The sequence below is a fragment of the Mycobacterium ahvazicum genome (assembly GCF_900176255.2).
Taxonomy (GTDB): Bacteria; Actinomycetota; Actinomycetes; order Mycobacteriales; family Mycobacteriaceae; genus Mycobacterium; species Mycobacterium ahvazicum.
The window spans coordinates 207,116-232,105 of the sequence record NZ_FXEG02000006.1 but is presented as its reverse complement, the minus strand read 5'-3'; the positions used below and the strand labels follow the sequence as shown (position 1 = coordinate 232,105).

At 65.5% G+C, this 24,990-nt stretch carries 25 protein-coding genes; 9 read left to right on the top strand and 16 right to left on the bottom strand.

Annotated elements, in window-relative coordinates; translation table 11 throughout:
* Positions 1 to 7 precede the first annotated feature (7 nt).
* The 5 genes from MAAFP003_RS28180 to MAAFP003_RS28160 are packed head-to-tail and all read right to left on the bottom strand — an operon-like array spanning position 8 to position 5,727.
* Positions 8 to 1,150: an acyl-CoA dehydrogenase family protein gene (locus MAAFP003_RS28180; protein WP_036473762.1), complete on the bottom strand. Its 1,143-nt coding sequence runs from the start codon at positions 1,148 to 1,150 to the stop codon at positions 8 to 10.
* A gap of 9 nt (positions 1,151 to 1,159) precedes the next feature.
* Positions 1,160 to 2,485: an FAS1-like dehydratase domain-containing protein gene (locus MAAFP003_RS28175; RefSeq protein WP_036473761.1), complete on the bottom strand. Its 1,326-nt coding sequence runs from the start codon at positions 2,483 to 2,485 to the stop codon at positions 1,160 to 1,162.
* Between the two features lie 8 nt (positions 2,486 to 2,493).
* Positions 2,494 to 3,345 (bottom strand): mycofactocin-coupled SDR family oxidoreductase, encoded by an 852-nt coding sequence (locus MAAFP003_RS28170; RefSeq protein WP_036474138.1) that lies wholly within the window; start codon positions 3,343 to 3,345, stop codon positions 2,494 to 2,496.
* 14 nt (positions 3,346 to 3,359) lie between these two features.
* On the bottom strand, positions 3,360 to 4,169 hold the full coding sequence (locus MAAFP003_RS28165) for an enoyl-CoA hydratase-related protein (RefSeq protein ID WP_036473760.1): 810 nt from the start codon (positions 4,167 to 4,169) through the stop codon (positions 3,360 to 3,362).
* A 40-nt stretch (positions 4,170 to 4,209) separates the two neighbouring features.
* Positions 4,210 to 5,727: a class I adenylate-forming enzyme family protein gene (locus tag MAAFP003_RS28160; RefSeq protein ID WP_036473758.1), complete on the bottom strand. Its 1,518-nt coding sequence runs from the start codon at positions 5,725 to 5,727 to the stop codon at positions 4,210 to 4,212.
* A gap of 92 nt (positions 5,728 to 5,819) precedes the next feature.
* Here MAAFP003_RS28160 and MAAFP003_RS28155 point away from each other — a divergent pair, with 92 nt between their 5' ends.
* The gene (locus MAAFP003_RS28155; RefSeq protein WP_036473756.1) at positions 5,820 to 6,827 is read left to right on the top strand and encodes an acyl-CoA dehydrogenase family protein; all 1,008 of its coding nucleotides are present in this window, start codon (positions 5,820 to 5,822) and stop codon (positions 6,825 to 6,827) included.
* Between the two features lie 3 nt (positions 6,828 to 6,830).
* On the opposite strand, the gene MAAFP003_RS28150 is transcribed toward MAAFP003_RS28155, so the two are convergent.
* The 3 genes from MAAFP003_RS28150 to MAAFP003_RS28140 all read right to left on the bottom strand — a co-directional run bounded on the left by MAAFP003_RS28150 (position 6,831) and on the right by MAAFP003_RS28140 (position 10,600).
* Positions 6,831 to 8,021 carry an acyl-CoA dehydrogenase family protein gene (locus MAAFP003_RS28150; RefSeq protein ID WP_036473754.1) on the bottom strand — a complete coding sequence of 397 codons (1,191 nt, stop codon included), beginning with the start codon at positions 8,019 to 8,021 and terminating at the stop codon, positions 6,831 to 6,833.
* A 29-nt stretch (positions 8,022 to 8,050) separates the two neighbouring features.
* Entirely contained in the window at positions 8,051 to 10,330 is a 2,280-nt protein-coding gene (locus MAAFP003_RS28145) for an acyl-CoA dehydrogenase family protein (protein WP_036473752.1), read from the bottom strand.
* A 75-nt stretch (positions 10,331 to 10,405) separates the two neighbouring features.
* A complete protein-coding gene (locus MAAFP003_RS28140; RefSeq protein WP_036473750.1) occupies positions 10,406 to 10,600 on the bottom strand; it encodes a ferredoxin in 195 nt (64 codons plus the stop codon).
* 226 nt (positions 10,601 to 10,826) lie between these two features.
* Between MAAFP003_RS28140 and MAAFP003_RS28135 the strand changes: the two genes are divergently transcribed.
* The gene (locus MAAFP003_RS28135; protein ID WP_036473748.1) at positions 10,827 to 11,981 is read left to right on the top strand and encodes an acyl-CoA dehydrogenase family protein; all 1,155 of its coding nucleotides are present in this window, start codon (positions 10,827 to 10,829) and stop codon (positions 11,979 to 11,981) included.
* On the opposite strand, the gene MAAFP003_RS28130 is transcribed toward MAAFP003_RS28135, so the two are convergent.
* Positions 11,978 to 13,177 carry an amidohydrolase family protein gene (locus MAAFP003_RS28130; protein ID WP_036473746.1) on the bottom strand — a complete coding sequence of 400 codons (1,200 nt, stop codon included), beginning with the start codon at positions 13,175 to 13,177 and terminating at the stop codon, positions 11,978 to 11,980. The genes MAAFP003_RS28135 and MAAFP003_RS28130 overlap by 4 nt on opposite strands.
* A 121-nt stretch (positions 13,178 to 13,298) precedes the next feature.
* On the opposite strand from MAAFP003_RS28130, the gene MAAFP003_RS28125 reads away from it, so the two are divergent.
* Both MAAFP003_RS28125 and MAAFP003_RS28120 read left to right on the top strand, forming a co-directional pair.
* On the top strand, positions 13,299 to 13,613 hold the full coding sequence (locus MAAFP003_RS28125) for a hypothetical protein (RefSeq protein ID WP_036473744.1): 315 nt from the start codon (positions 13,299 to 13,301) through the stop codon (positions 13,611 to 13,613).
* Positions 13,614 to 13,642: 29 nt separating this feature from the next.
* Positions 13,643 to 14,941 (top strand): TetR/AcrR family transcriptional regulator, encoded by a 1,299-nt coding sequence (locus tag MAAFP003_RS28120; protein WP_051641701.1) that lies wholly within the window; start codon positions 13,643 to 13,645, stop codon positions 14,939 to 14,941.
* Positions 14,942 to 14,951: 10 nt separating this feature from the next.
* On the opposite strand, the gene MAAFP003_RS28115 is transcribed toward MAAFP003_RS28120, so the two are convergent.
* From MAAFP003_RS28115 to MAAFP003_RS28105, 3 genes are read right to left on the bottom strand one after another with little or no spacing between them, the layout of a single operon-like run.
* The gene (locus MAAFP003_RS28115; RefSeq protein ID WP_036473740.1) at positions 14,952 to 16,514 is read right to left on the bottom strand and encodes a class I adenylate-forming enzyme family protein; all 1,563 of its coding nucleotides are present in this window, start codon (positions 16,512 to 16,514) and stop codon (positions 14,952 to 14,954) included.
* A gap of 3 nt (positions 16,515 to 16,517) precedes the next feature.
* The gene (locus MAAFP003_RS28110) at positions 16,518 to 17,711 is read right to left on the bottom strand and encodes a thiolase family protein (protein ID WP_036473738.1); all 1,194 of its coding nucleotides are present in this window, start codon (positions 17,709 to 17,711) and stop codon (positions 16,518 to 16,520) included.
* A complete protein-coding gene (locus tag MAAFP003_RS28105) occupies positions 17,708 to 18,166 on the bottom strand; it encodes a MaoC family dehydratase (RefSeq protein ID WP_036473736.1) in 459 nt (152 codons plus the stop codon). The genes MAAFP003_RS28110 and MAAFP003_RS28105 overlap by 4 nt, the downstream gene beginning before the upstream one ends.
* 109 nt (positions 18,167 to 18,275) lie before the next feature.
* Between MAAFP003_RS28105 and MAAFP003_RS28100 the strand changes: the two genes are divergently transcribed.
* From MAAFP003_RS28100 to MAAFP003_RS28090, 3 genes are read left to right on the top strand one after another with little or no spacing between them, the layout of a single operon-like run.
* A complete protein-coding gene (locus tag MAAFP003_RS28100; protein ID WP_036473734.1) occupies positions 18,276 to 19,463 on the top strand; it encodes a thiolase family protein in 1,188 nt (395 codons plus the stop codon).
* 1 nt (position 19,464) lies between these two features.
* Positions 19,465 to 19,899: a Zn-ribbon domain-containing OB-fold protein gene (locus MAAFP003_RS28095; protein ID WP_036473731.1), complete on the top strand. Its 435-nt coding sequence runs from the start codon at positions 19,465 to 19,467 to the stop codon at positions 19,897 to 19,899.
* Positions 19,900 to 19,909: 10 nt separating this feature from the next.
* Positions 19,910 to 20,938 carry a DUF2889 domain-containing protein gene (locus MAAFP003_RS28090; protein WP_084163673.1) on the top strand — a complete coding sequence of 343 codons (1,029 nt, stop codon included), beginning with the start codon at positions 19,910 to 19,912 and terminating at the stop codon, positions 20,936 to 20,938.
* A gap of 5 nt (positions 20,939 to 20,943) precedes the next feature.
* Here MAAFP003_RS28090 and MAAFP003_RS29330 read toward each other — a convergent pair whose 3' ends face one another.
* From MAAFP003_RS29330 to MAAFP003_RS28075, 4 genes are read right to left on the bottom strand one after another with little or no spacing between them, the layout of a single operon-like run.
* Complete coding sequence (locus MAAFP003_RS29330; protein ID WP_165796519.1) at positions 20,944 to 21,090, bottom strand: hypothetical protein; 147 nt, start codon at positions 21,088 to 21,090, stop codon at positions 20,944 to 20,946.
* Between the two features lie 36 nt (positions 21,091 to 21,126).
* Positions 21,127 to 21,453, bottom strand: coding sequence for a hypothetical protein (locus MAAFP003_RS28085; protein ID WP_036473730.1), 327 nt, complete (start codon positions 21,451 to 21,453; stop codon positions 21,127 to 21,129).
* A 25-nt stretch (positions 21,454 to 21,478) separates the two neighbouring features.
* Complete coding sequence (locus MAAFP003_RS28080) at positions 21,479 to 21,919, bottom strand: pyridoxamine 5'-phosphate oxidase family protein (protein WP_036473728.1); 441 nt, start codon at positions 21,917 to 21,919, stop codon at positions 21,479 to 21,481.
* On the bottom strand, positions 21,916 to 22,527 hold the full coding sequence (locus MAAFP003_RS28075; protein ID WP_036473726.1) for a TetR/AcrR family transcriptional regulator: 612 nt from the start codon (positions 22,525 to 22,527) through the stop codon (positions 21,916 to 21,918). Before MAAFP003_RS28075 ends, MAAFP003_RS28080 begins: the two co-directional genes overlap by 4 nt.
* Before the next feature lie 147 nt (positions 22,528 to 22,674).
* Between MAAFP003_RS28075 and MAAFP003_RS28070 the strand changes: the two genes are divergently transcribed.
* Together MAAFP003_RS28070 and MAAFP003_RS28065 are read left to right on the top strand one after the other, a co-directional pair.
* Complete coding sequence (locus MAAFP003_RS28070; protein ID WP_036473724.1) at positions 22,675 to 23,904, top strand: amidohydrolase family protein; 1,230 nt, start codon at positions 22,675 to 22,677, stop codon at positions 23,902 to 23,904.
* A 133-nt stretch (positions 23,905 to 24,037) separates the two neighbouring features.
* Complete coding sequence (locus MAAFP003_RS28065) at positions 24,038 to 24,979, top strand: class I SAM-dependent methyltransferase (RefSeq protein ID WP_036473722.1); 942 nt, start codon at positions 24,038 to 24,040, stop codon at positions 24,977 to 24,979.
* The last annotated feature ends 11 nt before the right edge of the window (positions 24,980 to 24,990 follow it).

Here is a 24,990-nt window from a genome sequence, read left to right as displayed (position 1 = left end):
AACGGGTTCACAAGCCGAGATCGCGGCCGATGATGTCTTTCATGATCTCGGTGGTGCCGCCGAAGATCGTCATGATGCGGTTGTCCAGGTAGTCACGCGCAACCCGGTATTCCGTCATATAGCCGTATCCGCCGTGCAACTGCACGCAGCCGTCGATGACCTTCTTCGCGGTCTCGGTGCACCACCACTTGGCTTTCGACGCCTCGACCGCCGTCAGTTCACCGTCGACCACAGCCTGCAGGCACCGGTCGATGTACTGCTCGCCGATTTCGAGCTCGGTGTCCATCTCGGCCAACAGGAACCGGTTGTGCTGGAAACTGCCGATCGGCTGGCCGAAGGCTTTGCGGTCCTTGGCGTACTGCAATGTCTGCCGCCAGGTCTCGCGCGCACCGGCGATCGCTGAGATGGCGATGGACAGCCGCTCCGACGGGAGGTTGTGCATCAGATGATAAAAGCCGCGTCCCTCCTTGCCCAGCAGGTTCGCCGACGGCACCCGCACGTTTTCGAAGGCCAGCTCGGCGGTGTCCTGGTAGTGCAATCCCATCTTCTCGAGCTTGCGTCCGCGGCTGAAACCCTCCATGCCCGCCTCGACCACCAGCAGCGTGAAGCCCTTGTGGCCGGCGTCCGGGTCGGTACGACACACCACCACCACCAGGTCGGCGTTGATACCCGAGGAGATGAATGTTTTGGCGCCGTTGATGATCCAGTCGTCGCCATCGCGGACGGCCGAGGTGCGGATACCGGCCAGGTCGCTGCCAGCGCCAGGCTCGGTCATCGCGACAGCGACAATCAATTCGCCGCTGATGATGCCCGGCAGCCAGCGCTCCTTCTGTTCGTCGTTGGCCAGTGACGAGAAGTACGGGCCGACAACGTCGTTCTGCAAGCTCAGCGACGGCGACGGCCCCCCGTAGCGGGCGATCTCCTCGTCGATCACGGCGTTGAACCGGAAGTCGTCGACTCCCCCGCCGCCGTATTGCTCGGGCATGTTGAAACCGATCAGGCCGTACTTGCCGGCGGCGACGAACGCCGAGCGGTCGACGATGCGGTCACTCTCCCACTTCTCGGCGTTGGGCACCAGCTCACGTTCGATGAACTGCCGGACCGTCTCGCGGAACGCCTCGTGCTCGGGCTCCAGAACGAGTCTTTTCATGTGGTGGTCTCACTCTCCATACAGTCGTCGCATCTCTTCACCGACTTTGCCGAACACTCGCGACACGACCTGCGCGCCCCGCCTTCGCAGGTCGGCGTCCGGGATCGGCAGCACCACCGCACCGGAAGTCTTCGACGGCAGCAACACCTTGGCGGTGCCCCGTGTGGTGGTTTCGTTCCGCTGGCTGGTGGCGAAGACGTCCAATGACACTAAGTCATCGGGCCCGTCACCCTTCGCGGTGACCGTGCCGGTGCACCGGTGCACGTCGCCGTGGTAGTTGAAGCCACGCAGCTGCAGGTCCATTTCGGCCAGCCAACCGTCGTCGCCGATCCAGTTGGTGATCAAATGGCTCACCCATGCTGCGCGCATCTGTCCGTAGTCGTAGGGCGCCGGAATACCCAGGGCCTGAGCGCGTGCGGCATCCCAGTGCAGTCGTTGCACGACATCGGGGACGCCATATTCATCGGGCTGGTAGAAGGCGGGCATCCGCTTGCGCAGTTGGTGGGCAAACTTCAATGGCCCCACGCCGTAACCGCCCCAGCCCCACCCCATGTGCATCGAGATGATGTCGACGACGGTCAACGGCCCCTTGATGATTCCGGGAAGTTCGTCGCCGACCGAGATGTCCTCCCACCATTGCGGATCGGCGCCTCGCCGTCGTTCTGCCTCGTACTCTTCCTCGACTTGGGCGAATTCCTCGGGAGTCCAGTGCTTGCGCTGTATGTCTTTGAGCTTGCCGGACTTCTTCGAACCGTGACGCTCGGCGTTGATGTAGGACTCGTCGCGGGTCGCGATCGGGTTGCCATCGATGTCGACGTAGAGGTAGCGGTAAGTCTCCTTGACCGAACGCCCACCGGAGAATTCGCTGTCCTTCACCTGAACGTCGAGCGTGTAGTTCTCCGCGAGCACCGGCCGACCCGCGTAGATCGGGCGGTACCACGTCCACTTCACCCCCGAGTAGTACTTCCCGGTCCCGCGAAACAGACCGCGAAACAGCTTCTTTCGCTCCGGGTCGGTGAATTTCGGGGTTTGGTCCAGGCCCGTCGCTATCGGGAAGGTCGGCGATGCGATCTGTCCGTGCCAGCGCGTGGTCGGTCCGTAGGCCGGATCGTAGAACAGCGGGTTGTCGTCACCGCAGCCGAACGCGAAGTGCGTGATGGCATCGGCTGACGGCAGCTTGTGCCACGCTTCGTCGCGCTGGTGAACGGGAATTCCGATCTGCCCTTTGGCGCGTTCGATGTCCTCGTCGGTGATGCGGCCCTCTTCGGCGGCCAGATCATCCCCGGTCGCTTCGCTCGCCCCCGCGTCAGCACCGGGCTTTTGGGTGGTGGTCATCGGTCCTCCTAGAACTTCAGCATGGCGCCGGCGTCGACCTTGAACTGCAGGCCCGTCACATAACGGGACTCGTCAGAGGCCAGGAAGCACACCGCGTTCGAGATGTCCGAGGCTTCGACGTACGGGGTGGGCATCGCCTGCATGGCGGGGAACGCCAGCAGGGCGTCGTCGCGGCTCGGCGCCTCGAGGTCCGGCCGGAACTGCCGGTACATCGGCGCACTGTTGAGCATCGACGTGTTCACGTTTGTGGGATGAACGACGTTGGCGCGGATGGATTGGGGCGCCAGTTGCGCGGCGAGCTGCAGAGTGTAGGAATCCACCAGCTGCTTGGCGTAGCTGTAGCCTGCGCCGCCGGGGCCCTGCGGGCCGCCCGCCCCGGGGGGCTGTGCGGCCGCGATGAGGCCGGCGACCGATCCGGTGGTGATGATCGACGCTCCCGACTTCAGATACGGGAGCGCGGCGTGGACCGTGTTGACGACGCCGACGAAGTCCACGTCGAAGGCATCGGCGAAGGCCTGAACCGGCAGATGAGCACCCAGCGGACAGATGCCCGCGTTGGCGATGACTACGTCGAGTTTGCCGAATTCGGCCACCGCGTTGGCTAGTTCGCGGCTCACGGCCGCCCGGTCGCGGACGTCGACTTCGGCGGTGTACGCCTTGCGACCGGTCTTCTCCACCTCCAGACCGGCTTCCTCGAGATCGCGCGATGTCGCCAGCGGGTACTCGTTGGTGTCGATGTCGTGACAGATGTCAAAGAGGATGACGTCCGCGCCCTCCTCTGCCAGCTTGACGGCGTGGCTGCGGCCCTGGCTGCGGGCGCCCCCGGTGATCAGAACGACTTTTCCTGCTACGCGTCCCACGCTCTCCGCCATGCTCAACGTGCCTTCCATTCAGGGAGACGCTTTTCAGCGAAGGCCCGTGGGCCCTCCTTGGCGTCTTCGGATTTCAACAACTCGGTGAATTCGCGAGTCGTGCGCTCCCACTTGGGTTCCTCCGCGCCGATGATCCCGTTGTCTGCACCGTAGGCGACTCGTTTGCTGGCTTGTACCGACAACGGCGCGTTGCAGGTGATCCGCGCGGCGAGTGCCAGGGCGGCTTCCACGACGGTACCGTCCGGCACGACCTCATTGATCAGGCCCCACCGCAGCGCGTCGGCCGCGGACATGGGCTCACCTGTCAACACCAGCTCCAACGCGACCTTGCGTGGCAGCTGTTCGACGATCCGGAACACGCCGCCCGCCCCTGCGATCAGGCCGCGTTTCACCTCGGGCAGCCCGAAAGTTGCGCTCTGGCAGGCGATCACCAGATCGCTGGCCAGGGCGAGCTCTGAGCCGCCGCCGAGCGCGGTGCCGTTCACTGCGGCGATTGTGGGTTTGTCGATGAAGTGATGCACGTAGCCGGCGAAGCCCCATTCAGGGTGCTCCGCGTGGTAGAGATTCTCGCCGCGCGAGACGGCCTTGAGATCGGCTCCGGCACAGAATGACTTCTCGCCGGCACCGGTGATGACGACCGCCCGCACCTCGGGATCGCGCTGCGCCTCCTCGAGCGCGTCACCCACGGCCGTGCTCACCGCCCCGTTAACGGCGTTGCGCGCGTCAGGCCGATTGATGGTGATCAACGAGACGTTGCCGCGCAGCTCCACGCTGGCCGCCAAGCTCGCCACGTCGGTCGCAGTTTCGGTCACTACGGTTCCTCTCCAAGTCGATGGTTGCCTGATAGGCGTTTTAGCCTGCACCGGCTGGTTGGACAGTGCTCGCGCCGAGCTCGTCGAACATCGTGAGCAGCCTGCGCCGGTCGACCTTGAGCGCCGCTCCGCGCGGCAACTCGTCGACTACGAAGACGCGAGCGGGCACCTCATAGGGCGTCAGCGTCGCCCGGCAGTGCTCGCGCAGCTCCTCGCCTTCGATGGCCGCCCCGGGACGCAATTCGACTGCGGCAACCGGAATCTGGCCCAACCGCTGATCGGGCACGGGCGCGATGGCGGCATCTGCGACGGCCGGGTGCGCACGCAGCGCCCGGACCACGGTCTCGGGTGACACCTTGAAACCGCCCCGCACGATCACGTCGTCCGCGCGACCGTCGATGTAGAGGAAACCGTCTTCGTCGAGATGCGCCAGGTCACTGGTGGTGACCCAGTCACCGGCTTGACCGGCCTGCGGCGTGGCGACCTGCAGCCTGCCGCCCTCGTTGGCGCCAAGGACGGCGCCGTCCTCGTCTACGACTCGCAACCGCACGCCGGGAAAGGCACGCCCGACGCTGCCTTTTTTGTCGGCCCATCGCGCGTGGAAGTCCTTGACGGTCCACCCGGCCACCGCGCCGGAGAACTCCGTCGCGCCGTAGACGACGAGGATCGGGATGCCGTACCGCTCGAAAAACGCATCAACCAATGCCGGGTCGACGGCGGCTGTCCCCGCATTGATGGCGCGGATGCTCGCCAAATCTTGGCGGGGGATGTCGGAGTCGAGCACCGATCGCATGGCCGCCGGGGGCAGTCCTGCCACCGCGGGCCGATACTGCTTCACCACGGCGTGCCAGCCCGGCACCGTGAATCGATCGAGCATCGCGATCGGGCGTGCCGCGACCAGCGACTGCAACAACGACCACAGCCCGCCGATGTGCACGATGGGCAACGTCACCAGGCCCACGGTGCCCGACAGCGGAGGTTTGGGCTTGGCATCGGCGCGGTCGTTGTGCTGCAGCGCCGACGCGATCGAGGCCTCCAGTTGCGCACGGGTCAGGGGGATGCGCTTGGGAGCGCCCGTCGTGCCCGAGGTCAGCATCTCGATTGCGATCGCCGCGTCGCCGCTGACGGCCTGCGTCGTGCCCTTTACCTGGAGAGCCAGTTCGCCGTCGTCGAGACGCCAACCGGTCGCCCCCAGATCGGTGACGGCACGGCTGAAGACGTCTTCGGACCATAATGCGGCCGGCGCAAGGACATACGCGACGCCGGACGCCGCAAGATCGTCACTCAGCCGGTCCGGCGGCTGCAGCGGACTGATGGTCACCAGCGTGCGTCTCCCGCGGAAGATCGCGATGAGCGCCGCGACGGACTCCATCCGATTGGAGAGCACGACGGCTACCCGCCCGCCGGCTTGACATCCCGCGGCAGTCAGTTCCTGGTCGATCCGCTCGGTGAGCGACCTAACGGAACCCCACGACGTCCAGCGTCCGTCGCACTCCAGCATGCGGTCGTGGTCGTTGGCGTCCCAAAGCCGTCCCAGCGCGTTGTCGATGCTCGTCATCGTCACTTTCCAAATCGGCCCTCGCGGCGAAAGCCCGTCATCTGAACCTAGAGGACATGGTTTACTAGGTCAACTTAGTAGAAGGGCCATCGATGGACTTCGGCTTGACCGACGAACAGGACCAACTCGCCGCGGCGGAGCGCGCCTGGCTTACCAAGCACGACCCCATCGCCAGGGTCCGCGAAACGCTGGACTCGGCTGCGGTCACGGTAGATTCCGCGGTCGTCGCGCACGCGGCAGAATCGGGTCTTCTGGAGCTGCTCACTCACGAAATAGGCGGCACGCATGTAGATCTCGCCGTCGTGACGGAGCAGCATGGATACGCGGGGAGCTCGCTGCCGGTCGCGGATCTGAACATTGCGGCGTGGCTGCTCGACTGCGTCGACTGCCCCACCGAAGACTGCGAGCTGACAGGAGTGGCGCTCGGTCCTGACGCCGCTCTCGATGGCGATGCGCTGCGGCTGACAGGCGTCACCCGTCCGGTGCCGATGGCCGCCGACATGGACTCCATCGCGGTGGCAGGGCAGGTGGGCGATGGCGAATACGTGACGGTCCTCAGTGCCCCGACGTTGTCGGTGATGTCGACCCTCGACCTGAGCCGTTCGTGGGCGCGGCTGGACCTCGACGCGACGATCGCGGAATGGAAGCCGCTGCCACCCGGCACGCTGGCCTTGCTGCGCGACGCTCTCGCGGTGCACCGGGCGTTCGACGCGTTGGGCGCGGCAGCCCGGCTGCTCGATATGACGGTGTCTTACGCCGGCCAGCGGGAACAGTTCGGCGCGCCGATCGGCTCGTTCCAGGCCGTCAAGCATCACTGCGCCGACATGGCCGTCGCGGTGGAGGCCGGCCGGGCCACCTTGTGGGCCGGGGCTCTCGCGCTGGACACCGCACCCGTCGCTGCGCGGTCCCGGGCCGCGTCCGCGGCGGCGGCATACACCAAGTCCGCTGCCGCGAAGGTGGCCGGAACGGCGCTGCAAGTGCACGGCGGCATCGGATTCACCTGGGAACACGATCTGCATCTCTTCCTGCGCCGGATCAAGGTCGACGAGGCCTTCAACGGGAGCGTCGCAGAACACCGCGCGGCACTGCTCGGCGCCTGACATTCAGCGCCGATCCCGCGGCAGTGCCAAGCCCCGCTCGGCGATCAGGTTGCGCATGATCTCCGAACTGCCGCCTGCGATCGTGTAAGCCCGGGCGTACAGCCACTCGTCCTGCCAACGGCCGCCGTCGAGCGCGCCCGGGTCGCCCTCCACCAACATGCCTGCCTCACCGCCGAGTTCGACTGCGAAGCTGGCCATCTCGAGATTCAGCTCGCTGAACATCAACTTGGCCATCGCGCCGTCGTGCATGCGTTCGGTGCCACGCAGCCACCGCGTGAGGTTGGCGTACGTCAGCGCCGACAGCGCCTCCACCTCAGCGCTGAACTCGCCGATGCGATCACGTACCCGATCGCTATCGATCGCTGGACGACCGTCGAGGTTGACCTGCGAGGCGAGTGTGACAAGTCTGTCGATCGCCAACCTCAATTTGACGACCGCGGCGCCGACGCTGGTGCGTTCGTGCCCCAACGTGGCGTTCGCGATGGCCCAGCCCTGTCCTGGTTCTCCGATCATCGCCTCGGCAGGTACCTCGACGGAATCGAAGAAGACTTCGTTGAAGTCAGAAGTGCCGGTCAACTCGCGCAATGGCCGAACCGTGACGCCGGGGCTCGACATGTCGAGGATGAACGCACTGATGCCTTTGTGCTTGGGGGCGTCGGAATCGGTGCGCGCCAACAGATATCCGTAATCGGCCCAGTGCCCGTCGGTGGTCCACACCTTCTGCCCGTTGACGGTGTAGGTATCACCGTCGAGCACCGCCCGGGTGCGCAACGACGCCAGGTCGCTTCCCGCGCCCGGTTCGCTGAACAACTGACACCACAGCTGTCGACCCGCGCGAATCTCGGGCAAGTGCCTGCGCCGCTGCTCATCGGTGCCGTAGTGGATCAGCGCATGCGATGCCAGCGCGTTGCCGCTCGGCACGCCCGGCACCGCGGCCCGGGCCAATTCCTCGCTCACCACGATGGCGTGTTCAGCGGAGCGATCGTCGCGACCACCGAACTCGACCGGCCAGTCCGCGCCGACGTAACCGGCTTCGAACAGGCGCGCCGTCCATTCTTGAAGTGCCTTGAGTTCAGCTTTATTCTCGGCGCTCCGCACGCCCGCTCGTGGTGGGATGGGCGGTGCATGCTCGGCAATGAACGCCCGTACTTCGGCGCGGAAGGCCTCCATTTCGGCACCCATTCCGTATTCCACGTTGCCGTCTTCCTGTTCGATGTGACGTATTAGCGGCTCAGCGCCAGCAGTTCGCCGGCGGCGTGGTCTCGCAGCGCGTCGGCACGGCCGACCAACACGGCGTTAGCCTTGGCGCGGCGTAGCAGCAGATGACTGGGATGCTCCCAGGTGAACCCGATGCCGCCGTGGATCTGCAACGCACCCTCGGTGGCCATCACCCCGGCGTCGAGCGCGGCCGCGGCGGCCAAATCCGCGATGTACCCCGACTTCTCGAGGTCAACTTCGGCGGCCGCGAGCACTTGGCTGCGGGCGCCTTCGAGGGCGACCAACATGTCCGCGCATCGGTGCGACACCGCCTGAAAGCTGCCGATGGCGCGGCCGAACTGTTGCCGTTCGCCTGCCCACTGAACGGCCATCGCTAGCGCGCGCGAAGCAACACCAATGGAATCCGCCGCCACGGCTAACACCGCCTGACGGCGAGCCGTGCTCAGCACTCGAGCCACGTCGTTTCCGTCGGCGACCACCTCACCCGCGGCCGCGGTGAAGGTCACCGAGCCGATGGTCGCGGTCATATCGAGCGGTTGCTGAGCCGTCACGTCGACGCCTTCTGCCGTGGCGTCGACCGCCACGAGAAGCTCACCGACGCCGTCGGCGACGCGAGCCAGCACCACCAGAACCTCGACGTTCGGCGCCCCTGCCACGATCGGGATCACACCGGAAAGACCCGACCCATCCCACTCGGGTAAAACGGGACCGCTGGTCACCCAGCCACTGTCGTCGACGGGCACGGCGAATGCCGCCGCCGCGCCGGCGGTGATTCGCTGCACCAAAGCCTTTGCGCCACACTGGAACGCGACGCCGAGTGCGATGACCGTCGGAACGAGCGGCGCAGGTGCCAACGCCCTCGCGGCCTCCTCGATGGCGGCGTACAGCAGACGTGGTCGGGCGCCCGCTCCGCCAAGGGATTCCTCGACTGAGAGACCTGGTAGACCGAATTCGGTGAGCGCCGACCACACTTCGGGCTCTGCTGTATCGATGGGACGCTTGCGGTCGAGCAATGCCGCTTCGTCCACCGTGGCCTGCAGTGCGGCCGCCAACACCTCGCGAAGCTCGCGTTCATCCTCCTCGGGCGTGGCCAGTGGTGCGCCAGGCGCAATGGCGGCTGCGCGGCTGCCCTCGCCTCGGTGCGACGGCAGCCCGAGGACACCCTCGGCGATGGTATTGCGCTGAATCTCGGCGGTACCCGCGCCGATCGTGGTCGCCCGGCTCATCAGGTAGCCGAACGTCCAGCGCCCGTTATCGACGGCGTCGGATGCCCGGCTGCCCAGCGCTGCATAAGGACCCGCTGCGCGCAGGGCGAGCGCGTGCATATGCTGCTCGAACTCCGATTTCACCAACCGGTTCACCGAAGCCACACCGCCCGGATCCTCGCCGCGCAGCACCGCGGCCAATGCGCGGGCGCTGTTGGCGGCGATGGTGCGAACCCCAGATTCCAGCCGCGCGACGTCCTGGCGAACCATTGGGTTGGTGTCGAGCCCTTGGGAGACAACGAGATCGATCACCCGGTCGACCGTGCGGCGGTACTTGAACTCGTCGGCCAGAAACGCAGTCGCCCGCTCGTGGCCCAGCGACGTTCGCATGATCGACCAGCCGGCACCCTCCTCGCCGACGACGTTCTCGACCGGCACCGCCACGTCGTCGAAGAAGACCTCGGCGAAGTGCGCGGCGCCGCTGATGTCGCGCAGCGGACGCACCGTAATCCCCGGGCTGTTCATCGGGATCAGCAGATAGGTGATGCCGTCGGAGGGCTTGTCCCCCGAACCCGTCCGCACCAGGGCGAACATCCAGTCGGCGCGGTCGGCCATCGTGGTCCAGACCTTCTGGCCCGTCACCCGATACACATCGCCGTCGCGGACCGCCCGGGTGGACAGTGACGACAGGTCACTGCCGGCTCCGGGCTCGGAAAACCCTTGGCACCAGAACTCATCCGCGCGAAGCAACGGCGTCAGGAATCGATCCTTTTGCTGCTGCGTGCCGTGCGCGATCAGCGTCGGGGCCAGGATGAATGACAGCGGACACGGATGCGGCGGTGCACCCGCTTCCGTGGTCATCCGGTAGTAATCCAGCTGATCGGCCAGCGGCAGGTCCAGCCCACCGACCTCGCGCGGCCACCCCGGGGCGGCCAGCCCGTGATCGACGAGTTCGGCGTGCCAGGCCCGGGCCACCTCGATGCGGTCAGGCTTGGTACCTGACCGCGCGGCGTCCGCCCGGCGACGACGGAAGTCGGCGAGAAGCAATTCGAGCCGGCTACGCCAATCAGCTGTATGCATGACACTCCACAAAGTGAACTTGGTTAACTATGTCTGAGTGTGCCGGTTAGCGTGGCCGATTGGCAAGCACGCCGATCAGCCGTCTTCAAGGATGAGTGCGAGTTCGGGGCATGCGGCAACCCCGTCCTTTGTGGCCTGCTCGTCTTCCGGCCGCACCTCGCGCTCCCGGAGGATGGAGTAGCCGGAGTCGTCGATCGGGAACAACTCCGGGTCGACGGCGTAGCACTGGGCATGACCCACGCACTTCGACTGTTCGAGGCGGACTTTCATAGGACCTCCCTTTGCTCGACCGTTCTCAGCCGGACGGTTCGTCCAGCTGTCAGCATAAGACTAAAGCTTTAACTATTTTCGAACGACCGGACGCCCGATGCCGCTTCTAACAGTAGTGTCAATCTATAAGGGCGGGCATATATGCTCGGTTCGTGCGGATTGAGGACTATCCATCACGGCGCGTTCCCCCTATTCTGACGGTCGTATCCAGCAAAGGGACACTGCGATGACATCTTCGCTCACTGAGGAAGAGACCATGCTGGTCGAAACGGTACGAACCTTTATCGACCGCGACGTCAGGCCCACGGTCCGCGCAGTCGAGCACGCGAATGAGTACCCGGAAGCGTGGATCGAGCAGATGAAACGCATCGGGATTTTTGGGCTTGCGGTGCCAGAGGAATACGGCGGTTCGCCGGTGTCGATGCCCTGCTATGTGCAAGTGACCGAGGAACTGGCCCGCGGCTGGATGAGCCTGGCCGGCGCGATGGGCGGACACACCGTGGTCGCGACGCTGATCTCGTTGTACGGCACCGAGCAGCAGAAACAGAAGTACTTGCCACGCATGGCGAGCGGGGAGATGCGTGCCACGATGGCGCTCACCGAACCCGGTGGCGGCTCCGACCTGCAGGCGATGACGACCACCGCACGAGCCGAGGGCAACGAGCTGGTGATCAACGGCGCGAAGACCTGGATCAGTAACGCGCGTAGGTCCGGCCTCATCGCACTGTTGTGCAAGACCGATCCACAAGCCGAGCCACGCCATAGGGGCATCTCGATAGTCCTGGTCGAACACGGTCAGGGTCTGACCGTCTCACGCGACCTGCCCAAGCTGGGCTACAAGGGCGTGGAGAGTTGCGAATTGTCGTTCGACGACTGCCGGGTACCGACTTCGGCAGTCCTCGGCGACGAGCCGGGCAAAGGATTCGCCCAGATGATGAAAGGCCTTGAAACGGGCCGTATTCAGGTGGCCTCGCGGGCACTGGGGGTGGCAAGCGCAGCACTCGAGGACGCGCTGAAATACGCACAGGAGCGGGAGAGCTTTGGCCAACCGATCTGGAAGCACCAATCAGTCGGAAACTACCTGGCTGACATGGCCACCAAACTGACCGCCGCCCGCCAACTCACCCGCTACGCCGCCGAACGCTACGACAGCGGCGAACGCTGCGACATGGAGGCCGGGATGGCCAAGCTCTTCGCGTCGGAGGCTGCCATGGAAATCGCGCTCAACGCCGTCCGAATCCACGGTGGCTACGGCTATTCCACCGAATACGACGTCGAGCGCTACTTCCGCGACGCACCTTTGATGATCGTCGGCGAAGGCACCAATGAGATCCAGCGCAATGTCATTGCCGCACAGCTGGTCTCGCGAGGCAAACTTTAGACGCCGGCGAGTTGCCGATCGTCCGCTTTCACCCGCGGGAAGTTGAGCATCCGGCGGGCGTTCTCCTCGACGATCAGCTTGCACTCGTCGTCGGGCACCTCCGCGAGCACCTCGGCGGCCCGCTTGCGCGAGTTCGGCCAGTTGGAGTCGCTGTGCGGGAAGTCGATCTCGAGCATGATGCGGTCGATGCCGATGCTGTGCCGGTTCTTCAGGCCGTGCTCGTCGTCGATGAAGCAGCCCCAGAAGTGCTTGCGGAACAACTCCGACGGACGGGTGTCGAAGTCGATCTTCTGGTAGTAGCGGTGCCGCTCCCACACATAGTCGGTGCGCTCCAGGATGTAGGGCACCCAACCGATGCCGCCTTCGGCCAGCGAGATCTGCAGCTCGGGGAATTGTTGGAGCTTGCCAGAGAACAGCAGATCGACGGTGCTCCACATCAGGTTGGTCGAGAACAGCGCCGTCGCCACGGCAAAGGGGGCGTCCGGCACGGTGATCTGACCCGCGATCGGCTTGACCGACGAGAACGAGAAGCCCGGCACGTAGGAGCCGGAGCCGAAGTGCAGCGAGACCGGCATCTTGGCCTCGGAGCAGACCCGCCACAGTCCGTCCCAGTGGTCTGAGTGGAACGACGGGAGACCAAGGGGCACAGGACTATCGGGGAACGAAATGGTCCTGGCGCCCTTGGCAGCCACCCGCTCGGCCTCCGCGATGCAGGCATCGATGTCCCAGGTCGGCAGAATCGCCAGCGGGATGTAGCGATCAGGTGCGGTCGCACACCACTCGTCGATGTAGAAGTCGTTCCACGCCTTGACGCACAGCAGGGCTAGCTCTTTGTCGTCCGCGCGCTGGAACGTGCCGCCGCCGAATCCGGGGAACGACGGGAAGCACAACGCTGACTGCACACCGTCGAGATCCATGTCGGCGACCCGGGCGACCGGGTCATAGCAGCCCGGAATCATGTCCTCGTAGCGGACGGGGTCCATGCCCCACTCCTCGGGCGGTTTACCGGCCACAGCGTTCAGGCCGATGGTCGGGAAGACCTGCCCGTCGTAGTGCCACAGATGCATGCCGTTGTCCTCGACGATGCGCGGGCCCTGTTCGAGGTATTTCTGCGGCAACCGGTCCTGCCACACGCGTGGGTGCTCGACCAAGTGGTCATCAACGGACACGATCTGGTGGTCATCCTGAAGCGGCATGATGCTCCTTCGCATCTGACGATCGGCCATATTTTTCTGACATATCGTCTTGTTTTCTGACGGTTCGTCTCACAGACTATATGACACACGCCACATTCGTCCAGCAGTTGAGAGGGCCGACATGGAAACCACGGACCGACCCGCCGAAGACGCAGGCCGGGACAAGGTCGATGAAGACGACCACGACCTGTTGACCTTCGGCGAAGCGGGCGAACGGCTGCGCATCGAGATCGCCGCGGCGGCGCGAAACGTCCAGGACCTACAACAATCCGGCCCGGTCGAAGCACTCGAGAAGGCTCAGGCCCGCCTGGATGCGCTGCGGTCTGCTGCTGCTCGCAACAGCGCGCAACCCATCAACGACGCCAACTTCGAGAAGTTCTTCGGCTATCCCGGCAAAGCCAAGCGCAACCTGCCCGGAGCGCCGTCGGCACCATGACGACCGCGCCGGCGCGGAATACTTCTCCCATGGCCCGCACTCCCGACAAGCTACGGCGCCCCGGCTACGCCCCCGCCACCAATGCCGGCGTGGGGCGCCGTGGTCTGCACACCCGCGACCGGATACTCGGGTGCGCCGCGAAGGTCTTCCTGGCCAATGGATTTCATGCCACCTCGCTTGACGCCATCGCCAAGGCGGCCCGCGCCTCCCGCGCCACCGTTTATCAATACTTCGCCGGCAAGGAGGAGATCTTCGGTGAACTGAGCGCGCTGGCCGGGCGTGATGTGCTGGCACACGGCGAACACCTCGGTGGACTCGGCCCGACGGCCGACGGGATTAACGCGCTGCACCGCTGGCTCGTCGAATGGGCGGATATCTACGACGCCCACGCTGCGGTGTTCGCCGAGTTTCCGGGCATCGGCACGGCCACCGGGTTGGCCGTCGTCGACGCCAGTTCGGCCGCCGCCCAGTTTCATCAGACCGTCACCGATCGGCTGCGGCGGACACCCCTGCGGGATCTGGAAGCCGACGACGCGGCCGCAGCACTCGGGCGGATCCCCCACATGGTTCACCTCTACAGGTACCGAAACATGTTCCCTTTGCCCGCTCGCGCGACCGTGACGTGGTCGTTGACCGGTGCATTGCAGCTGATGCTGTTCCCCGAGACCCCAGCCGACATGTTGCAGGTGCTAGCACCGGCAAGAGACGGATGCGCACGAACCACGCCCCGCGCCCTCGGCTATGCCGCGGCGACACCTGCGGCTGTCGAGGCGTCGGCATCGCCGATTCCGCAGGATGTGCTGTCGGTCAGTTCGACGTTGTTCGCCGAACGCGGCTACTACGCCATCGGCATGGCGGAGATCGCGGCCGCCGCCGACGTCAGCCGCGCGACCTTGTACCGGTACTTCAGCACCAAGGACAAGATCCTGGCCGAGCTGACCCGCCGAGCGGTCGCCGAGATCGAGAAGCACGCCGCCGCCCTGCCTGCCATGGCCGCGGATTCTCTGACCGAATGGATGCTTGGCTACGTCCAATTCCATCGCACCTACCGCGGCGTGATCCGGGCGTGGTTCGACGGCACGGTCGCAGAACAGCTCTCCAACGCCGATGTGGACCACGGTATTGGCGCGATTTTCCAGGCGGTTGCCGCGTTGTTGTCCACCGTCGACCTGCCGCCCGGGATCGACGCCGACGTCGCAGGCGCGGTCTTCGCGGCGGTCCTGGGCCGGATGTCCGAGCCGACGGGGGCTAGCGGACCGGACAGCGACGAGCAGGCCGCTGAGTTGATGGTCAAGCTGTTGCGCCGTTCGCTCTTGCGCGAAGCGTGAGCATAGGAGCTCAGCCGGCGGCGGCCTTCAGCTCGGCGCGCAGTCGCTTCTTGTCCACCTTGCCGCTGGCCAGTACAGGCAGTTCGGCGACCAGCACCAGTCGACGAGGCACCTTGTAGCGCGCCAGTCGTTGCCGGACCCCCTCTTGCACCATTTCCAGCGTCGGCGACGCACCGCTGCGCGGCACCACGACCGCGCAGACCGCCTCGCCCCACTTGTCGTCGGGCACCCCGACGACAGCGCAGGCGACTACTCCGACAACCGCACTGACCGCATCCTCGACCTCGGGCGAATAAATGTTCTCGCCGCCGCTGATGATCACGTCCTTCTTGCGGTCCATCAGATAGAGCAGACCGCGCCCGTCCAGTCGACCCATGTCGCCGGTGCGACACCACCCGTCCCGCAGCGTCGCCTGCGTTGCCGCCTCGTCCTGCCAGTAGCCGCGGAACATCGAGTCGGACCGCACGACGATCTCACCTGCCTGCCCCACGGGCAGGACGCCACCGTCCGCATCGACCACACGTACCCGGGTGTCGGGAAATGGGAAGCCAACCGAGCTCAGCCGCTCGGCAGCGTTGGGGTCGTCGAGGATGTGCAGTTCGCGGGGCAGTCCAGAGACAATGGCTTCCGTCTGTCCGTAAAGGTTGAGGAAGCCCGCGTCCGGCAGCACGGCGAGTGCCCGCCGCAGAATGGCCGCGGTCATCGGCGCAGCCGAATAGACCACCGTGCGAACCGATTCCACCGCCAAGCGATCACTCACCTCATCAAGGAGCGCCCTGAGCATGACCGGCGCCAGATGCAGCACCGTGATCCGCTCGTCGGCGATCAGCCTCACCGCATCGGCCGCGTCGAACTGTTGCTGCAGCACCACGGTTCCGCCGCGAGCATGCAGTCCACCGATAATCCCGAGCGCACCGAAGTGGAACATTGGCATGTTGATTAGCCCGCGATCGGCGCTGCCGCAACGCATCTCGTTGTTCATGGTGAATGCGACCCGGCGCATCTCTCGCTGCCCGAGGATGCAGCACTTGGATGCGCCGGTCGTGCCGCTGGTGAACAGCAGATACGCGGTGTCGTCCGGCCGGGCTACGAAGTCGGGCTCTCCACTGCGGCCTTCCTCCACAAATCGTTCGTAACCCGTGATCCCCGGCGGAGCCTGTCCGCCGATGACCACCAACATCGGTGGCGACGGCACACCCGCGATGAGATCGCCGATCACCGGCACGAACTCGGCGGCGCAGAACACGATCGACGGGGCGACGCGCCGCAGCGCATCATCCATCTCGGGTGGCGAAAGCCGAAAGTTGATGGTGGCCATGATGATTCCGCCAAGTTGGGCGGCCGCGTTCAGTTCGCCGAACTCGATGCTGTTGCGGCTCAACACCGCGATGCGGTCCTGGCGCTTTACCCTGTTCGCGGCCATGGCCGACACCAATCGGACTGCCCGGTCCCGTAATTGTGCGTGGGTCACGGAGCGCTGGCCGTACCGGTAGGCGACGACGTCGGGGAAGCGGACCGCGTTGTCGGTCACGATGTCACCGAGCGTCATGTCGTCGACTTCGGCCCTCGACATGAGTTACCGGCTACTCAGCAGCATCGATCCGGCCACCGGCCCGCCGCCCACACCGACGGCCACCACCTCGGGGGTGCGGGGCGCCTGCCGGTCGCCGCCCTCGCCCCACAGCTGGACACACGCCTCACACAGGAAGCCCATTCCGTGCAGGCGACCGCCGGAGAGTTGCCCGCCACTGGTGTTGATCGGCAGCGAACCGTCCAGTGCGATAGCCGAACCGTCGCCGACGAACTCGCCGACCTTGCCGTGCTCGCAGAAGCCCATCGCTTCCAGCCACATCACGGTCAGGAAGGAGAAGCCGTCGTAGAGCTGGGCCATGTCGACATCGGCGGGGGTCAGGGTGGTGTGCTCCCACAGCGTGGCCGCCGAATCGTGCGCGGCCATCGTGGTGATGTCGCAGCGCTGATCCCAGGTCGCCCGCTCGAACATCCCGGACCCGACGGACTCCACCGTCAGCGGGTGTCGCGGCAGGCCATTGGCGGCGTCACGGCGCGACACGATCACGGCGGTGGCGCCGTCGCAGGGCACATCGCAGTCGTAGAGGCACAGCGGCTCGGAGATCATCCGCGCTTCAAGGTAGTCGTCCATCGTCATCGGCTCGCGATAGATCGCATCGGGATTGAGTCCGGCGTTGGTGCGGGCGTTGATCGCGATGCGGCCGAGGTGCTCGCGGGTCAGACCGAAGTCGTGCATATAGCGCTGAGCGGGCATCGCCAGCCAGTTCGCCGCCGACAGTGCGCCAAAGGGCGCCATCCACTCAAGGTGCGGGGGCAATTCCCCGCCGCCGAACAGCACCGAGGCGCGGCCGCCGCCGGCCTGCTGCGCGGCGGTGGACTCCCACACCGACCGATACACCACGACATGGTTGGCCAGCCCGAGCGTGACCGCCATACAGGCCTCGATTGCCGGCCCGATCTGCCCCGCTGTCTCCATCGCCGAGACGTACCAGCGGGAGCGCAGTCCGAGTGCGTTGCGGACCTCCTGGACGGTGGCACCGGAGAATCCCGCGTCCGGCACACCCGGTCCCGGGTAGCTGGCGATCCCGTCTACGTCGTCGACGCTCAGCCCGGCGTCGGCGATCGCCCGCAGCACCGCCTCGAGGGTGAGGTCCAATCCCGTCCGGCCCAGCCTGCGGCCGACCTGCGACTTACCCGCTCCGGTCAGGACGGCTTTGCCGTCGAACGGGCCACTGGTCACCAGACGAACCTAGCGATCAGTTCGGCCACGGCGGCCGGTTTGTCGACTCCGTCGATCTCGACGGTGTGTCGCACGGTCAGGTTCACGGTGTCGTCGGCGACCTTGGTGGCGTCGGCGAGCTCGGACCGGACTCGGATGCGGCTACCGGCGGTGACCGCGGACAGGAATCGCACCTTGTTCAGGCCGTAGTTGATACCCATCTTGGCGTTCTCGACGCGGTAGTTGTCCTTGCTCACACCGGGGATGAGCGAGAGCGTGAGAAAGCCGTGCGCGATCGTTGCGCCGTAAGGACTTTCGGCCTTGGCCTTCTCGACGTCGACGTGGATCCACTGATGATCCATCGTGACGTCGGCGAAGGCGTCGATCCGGCTCTGGTCGATTTCCACCCACCGGCTGACGCCCAGTTCCTCACCGATCGTCGCGAGTGCATCGTCCACGGACCTGATCAACTTCATCGCTGCTCCCAACGTCGCCTGCGCCGATATACCGATATCTATTTAACGGTATAGACTGGCCTCGCTCGTCGGGCAAGCAGCCCGTCAACTCTGACGACTTGGGAGACACATGGCCACCACCACGTCCCGCGCAGCGATCGTGGCCGCTGCCCGCACACCGATCGGAACGGCGCGCAAGGGCACGCTGGCCAACATGCCCGCGATCGAGCTCGCCAAACCCGTCGTGCAGGCCGTCGTCGAACGCTCCGGACTGGACGCGGCGGACTTCGACGACCTGGTGCTGGCCGAGAGCATGCAGGGCGGCGGCGACAGTGCCCGCTACATCGCGGTGGCCCTCGGCATGCTCGACATTCCCGGGCTCGCCGTGAACCGCCAGTGCGCATCGAGTCTTTCGGCCATCGCCGTGGGCGCCGGGCAGATCGCGTCCGGGATGAGCCGCGCCATCCTGGCCGGCGGTATGGAGTCGCTGTCGACCGGCCCAATCATGCAGAAGCGCAAGCTCTTCACCACAGGCAAGTCGCCCGAGGACTATGCGCAGTGGTTCCCCGAGTCGCATCCGCCGACTGCGGAAGCGCCCGCTATGGACATGTCCATCACCGTCGCGCACAACTGCAACCTTCAGTACGGGATCACCCGCGAGGACCAGGACAAGTGGGCGCTGCGCAGCCACCAGCGTGCGATCAAGGCCATCGACGCTGGGGCGTTCACCGACGAGATCATCCCGCTCCAGGTGCCCCAGGCCGGCGGCAGCGTGATTACCTTCGCCGAGGACGAGCATCCACGGCGCGGGAGTTCGATGGAGTCGCTTGCCGGGCTGAAGGTGCTGCATCCTGAGATCGAAGGCTTCACCGTGACGGCAGGAAACTCCTCCGGGATCAACGACGCAGCGGCAGCGGTCGCGCTGGCCAGCCCGGACACCCAGCGGGAGGTGCTGGCAAGCGTGCTTTCCTGGACGCAGGTCGGACTGGACCCGACGCGGACCGGCAGCGGGCCGATCAAAGCTATCCCGAAGGCGCTCGAGTTGGCGGGCCGCAAGCTCGAGGATGTCGCACTATTCGAAATCAACGAGGCGTTCGCCGCTCAGGCGGTGGCGTGTGCGCGCGAACTCGGTCTCGACGAGGAGATCGTCAACGTCTACGGCTCGGGCATCAGCCTGGGCCACCCGATCGCCGCAACCGGCGCCCGCATGGTCACCTCGGCGATCTACGAATTGCGCAGGCGCGGTGGGGGTATCGGCGTGCTCTCGATGTGCGCCGGCGGTGGTATGGGTGCCGCGATGGTCATTGAGGTGGCCTGAGATGACCGCACTGATCACTGAGGGACTGTTCCGGGTCGACGGCGGCCGTGCGGTGCTGTTCGCGTCGCGCAGGCGTTCGTCGGGTGCGGTGAAGTTCCCTGCAGAGCGGCCCGAGCTGTTCGACGGTGACCCTGAAATTCAGCAGGACATCGAGTCGATCGAATTGTCCACCGCCGGAACGTTGTACACCTATACGACGCAGGAGTTCCCGCCACCGCTGCCCTACAAGGGCAATCGGGATTTGAAGGTGTTCCAGCCGTATGTGGTGGGCTTCGTCGAGCTGGCCGAGGGCGTTCTGGTGGAGACGCTGATCGTCGACGCGACCGCCGACGAACTGCGGATCGGTCAGCGCCTGGTCTCGACCACCACGACCCTGGAGACCGCCGACGGTCAGTCGCTGGTGACGTTCGCGTTCCGACCGGCCGAGGAGAGTTAGAGTCCATCCAGTGACGGACCTGGGCTCTCCGCAATTCGGGCTTCATCCCCTGCACGGCGTGCACGACCCCACGACCGGCAATCCGCCGCGCCGGCCGCGATCCGCGCGCCAGACCACGTCGATCGACATGACCCGCGACGAGGGCTCGCTGGACCCGGTGTATCTGAGTGGGCGGGCGCGCGATCTGTGGACAGCCGGCGACGAAACGGTGACCGAACTCGCCTCCGCGACACTCTCGGCCACCATCGAGCTGGTCGCCCGCGTCGTGCGTCACGTCGAGGTGACGCCAGCCGTCGTCGCGATGTCTCGACTGGCGGGCGCACCCGCGATGAGCGGGTTCCGCGCCGCGGCCGACGTGGTGGCTCCCGAGCTGCGGCACGCCCGCGACCTGCGCTACACCCTGCTCGATGACGTTCCCGTCGCCACGCTGATCTCCGGCCACGCGCTGTCGGCGTCCAACCTGCTCGGCGATGTCGCGAAGTCCGGATACTACCTGCCGGTCGCAGACCAGTGTGCCCGCTTCGCGACCGGGGGTCTGCTAATGACTTCGTTCGAGGCGGGCGATCCCGTGATCGTCACCGGCCCAAAGGCTCCCGACCTCGACCACGGCCCAGATCCTGGGGACCCCTGGGCCTGGCACGAAGTGGGGGCGCTGCCGCGCCACGCCATGCGCCGCAGGCGGCGCATCGACGTCTACGAAGAACGCACCGGGCGAGTCGGCATCGATGCGATGTTCCGCGACACCTACGTGCGAAGCGACGGGGTGGAGACGATCATCCATGAGTACACCCTGGACGCCGTCGTGGACGCCCAGACCGGCGTCATCGTCGATTCGCGGGCCACACCGCGAGTGCTGCCGTGGCAGGAATGCCCGGGAGCCGTCGCCAGTGCTGCGCGAATCACCGGAATGACGTTGCAGGAACTTCACTTTCGTGTGCGCCGCGAATTACAGGGCACCAGCACATGCACCCATCTCAACGACCTGCTGCGTAGCATCGCCGACGCCGAGGCGTTGATACACCTCGTGACGGAAGCCTGAGCGCGTCAGCGCGGGCCGGGCGTCGCGTCGCCCAGCTCGTCGGGTTGAGCGGGAGGTGTGGCGGACTTCGGCTTGGTCGCGCCGTCAGTCTCGTCGATGTCCTCGAGGGACGCCTCGTCGGTAATCGGTTGGCTGGTATCGAATCCTGACATGGCTACTGAATAGCCAGAATCCCGGCGTTCAATCCTCTAAGCGTTGGCGAACGAGAACGTCCGTGTGCGGCTAACCGTCAGCGTGGTCACGTGATTCGTTGCGGGTGGCCAGATCACTGTTCCCTGCGAGATCACACCGCGAATGTCCCGATAGGCGGTGAAGGTGTCAGCCACCACACACGCCTGGATTTCAGCGCGTTGTGCGGCGTCACCCTTCACACCATCAACGACGACGGCGATTGTGGCGGAATCGAAGTCGACCACCCGCGCCGGTAGGGCCAGCAACTGGCCGTCGGTGTCGACGACACAGATCGCGCCGGACGGCCCTTGCGCCAAGAACTCGGCTAGTTCGTCCTCGGCCATCTCAATCGGACCGGAGCTGCACGGATTAGGCACGTCGATCGGGGAGATCGGCGGCGCGGATCTGGTTGAGCGTCAGGACGATGAAGCACCGCTTGCCGCTGAGGAGGCGGTCGCGGACGTTCGTCACGACCGCCTCCGGCACGCGTTGATCCGGTGAGCTTTCGCCGATGAGCTCGTCGACCTCGGCTGCGGACGGTTGGTAGACGGACGCATGACCACAAACAGAGACCCAACCCTCGTCGTCGCCGACTAAGCAGGCGACCTCGGGAGCCGAGCGCAGGTGTTGGACCTTGGCGCTCTTGGCGTAGGTGGCGAAGTAGAGACAGCGGGTGGCGGAGCGATAGGCGACCGATCGCATGGCGTAGCCGATCGGACGTCCGGCGCCGTCGCGGCAGAAGAGAAACACGCGGTGGTGGGCACGGATGAGCTCGATGACGTCCGGCGCGTCGAGCGACAGCGGAGTCACGACGCGAGAGGCGCTGCCATCGCGACGATCATCTCCGCGACCACCGCGATCATCTCGTCGCGGTCGACGGCCACGGTCTGCCGGTGCACCGTGTGCCAGGCGCGGTCTAGCAGCCCCATCACCGCGACGCCGACGACGTCTGGCGAGTGTGTGCCGTTTCCGGCAATCGCCTGGCCAAGTTTCCATGACGCCCGAGTCACCATGCGGTTGCGGGAGTTTCGGAAATCGTCGTCGTCGGGCGCCGACTGCGCCGAAGCGAGTACGAATGCGCCGTGGTGATCCATGTAGTCGAAGTAATGACCGACCCAGGCCCGGATGTCGGCTGGGCCGAACGCTGCGTCGGCCTCGGCCCATTCCGCGATGACGGCCAGGGCTTCGCGGTAGGCGTTTTTGCCGAGGACGTTGAAGATCTCGCGCTTGTCTTTGAAGTAGGTGTAGAAGCCGGCCCGAGAGATGCCACACGCCTCAGTGATCGCATTGATCGGCGTGCCCGCGTAGCCGCGTTCCAGAAACAGACGGCGACTGGCGTTCAGGATCGCCGCGCGGGTGCGCTCACCGCGGGTGGGGTCCGATTCCCGTTCGGTGGCCGAAGCCGAGGTCACCGTCATGCGGCGACCTTATATGACAGTGTCGTCAACTGCAATCAATACACCTATTCGACAAATCATGGCACGGAATCATCCGAACTTGACACAAGTGTCAAGTTCGGCGAAGCTCATAGCCAAGCCCATAGTCGAGTAGCGAGAGGCACCACGATGACGCAGTTCACCGACGCACCGATCTTCGATGCCGATCAGCACATGTATGAGACCCCCGACGCGCTGACGAAATATCTGCCGAAGGAGTTCCAGTCCAAGGTGCAGTTCGTCCAGATCGGCAGGCACACCCGCATCGCGATCCTGAACAAGATCACCGACTACATGCCGAACCCGACGTTCGAACGGGTCGCAGCCCCCGGCGCGCACGAGAAGTTCTACTCGGGCCAAAACCCCGAGGGCCTGTCGATGCGAGAGATGTCCGGTCGTGGCATCGACACCCCGCCGGGCGCGCGCAACCCCGAGGACCGGATCGCCGAGCTCGACCGCCAGGGCGTCGACGCGTGCCTGAACTACCCGACGCTGGCCAACCTCGTCGAGCACTCATCGGCTGAGGATCCCGACCTGACCGTGGCGATCATCCATGCGCTGAACCAATGGATGCTGGAGCATTGGGGGTTCAACCACGCCAACCGGGTGTACTCGACGCCGGTGCTCAACCTCGGCCTGGTCGACGCAGCGCGACGCGAGCTCGAGTACATCCTGGACAACGGCGCCAAGGTCGCGCTCATCAAGCCGGCACCAGTCAATGGATATAAGGGCTGGCGGTCCCCCGCGCTGCCCGAGTTCGATCCGTTCTGGCGCGACGTCGAGGACGCAGGCCTACCGATTGTGTTGCACGCCAGCCAACCTCCGCTGCAGGAGTACATCGACAAGTGGGAGCCGCCGTCGACCAGCAGCGCGTTCGAGATGTCGGCGTTCAAGTGGACCGCGCTGGGCCACCGAGAGATCGCCGACATGTTGACCAGCCTGATCTGCCACGGCACGTTGACCCGATTCCCGAAGTTGCGGATCGCCAGCGTCGAGAACGGCAGCGCATGGATCAAGCCGCTGTTCGACGACCTGCAGTCGACATACGGCAAGATGCCGCAGAACTTCCCCGAGCATCCGCACGACGTGTTCCGACGCAACATCTGGGTCAGCCCGTTCTGGGAGGGTTCCGTGGCCGACGTCGTACAGACCGTCGGATGGGACAAGGTGATGTTCGGCTCGGATTGGCCGCATCCCGAGGGCTTGGCGGAGCCAAAGCGCTATTGGCAGTACGCCGAGGGTATGGACGAGCGTCGCACCTATGACTTCATGGGTGACAACGCCCGTCGCTTCATGGGGCTGCCGATCGCCAACCCCGACCCAGACGCCGTCAAGCCCCCGCAAATGGCGAACGCCTGAGTCACCGACAGTCCGCAGCAGCCAACAGCGCAGGAGGCCACACGCAGCGCTAACAGCCATTTAGTAAGCACGCCTAACTTTTCGGGTAGGCTCGGAATAGCTCGTTTCGCCGAGAGCCACGAAAGGGACCGTGATGGCCAGAACCGACAATGACACGTGGGACATCAACGAGAGCGTCGGCGCCACCGCCTTGGGGGTTGCCGGCGGGCGGGCCGCGGAGACCAACAGCGCCGATCCGCTGATCAGCGATCCCTACGCAAAACTGTTCCTCGAAGCTGCCGGCGACGGCATCTGGCGGGTTTATCTGGACGATGAGTTACCGGCCGAATTGGTCGGTGCCGATCCACAATTCGAGGACCGGATGCAGGCGATGCTGGGCTATACGGCGTGCCGGACGAAGTTCTTCGACGACTACTTTCTGGCGGCGGCCGGCGAAGGCATCCGGCAGATCGTGATCCTGGCGGCCGGTCTGGACTCACGCGCCTGGCGACTCGCCTGGCCCGCAGGATGTGTGGTCTACGAGATCGATCAGCCGAAGGTGCTGGAATTCAAGACCGGCACCTTGAAATCGCATGCGGTCGACTCGATCGCTTCTCATGTCAGCGTCGGCATCGACCTCCGTCTGGATTGGCCGAAGGCACTGGTGCAGGCCGGGTTTGACGCGTCGGCCCCGACGGCGTGGTCGGCGGAAGGGCTGTTGCCTTATCTAACAGCCGATGCCCAGGACCTGTTGTTCGATCGAATCCAGTCGCTCAGCGCTCCCGGGAGCCGTGTCGCGGTCGAAGCGTTCACCAACGAGTTCTTCAGCCCAGAGAGTTTCGCGCGTCGCGAGGAGCAAATGGAACGCTACCGACAGGCCGCAATCAAGCTGGGCGGCAAAGACATCACCGAGTCTGGCAACCTGCTCTATGAAGAAGAGCGAACCGAGGTCGTCGACTGGCTGCAAGCGCACGGCTGGACTGTCACCGCTGCGACTAGCGCAGAGGATCTGATGGCCGCAAGCAACCGAGCCGTCCTGGCGGGCCTCGATGCCGCCGTCCCGGAAAGCGTGTTCGTCGAAGGCCGGCTGCGCTGACCCCACCGACC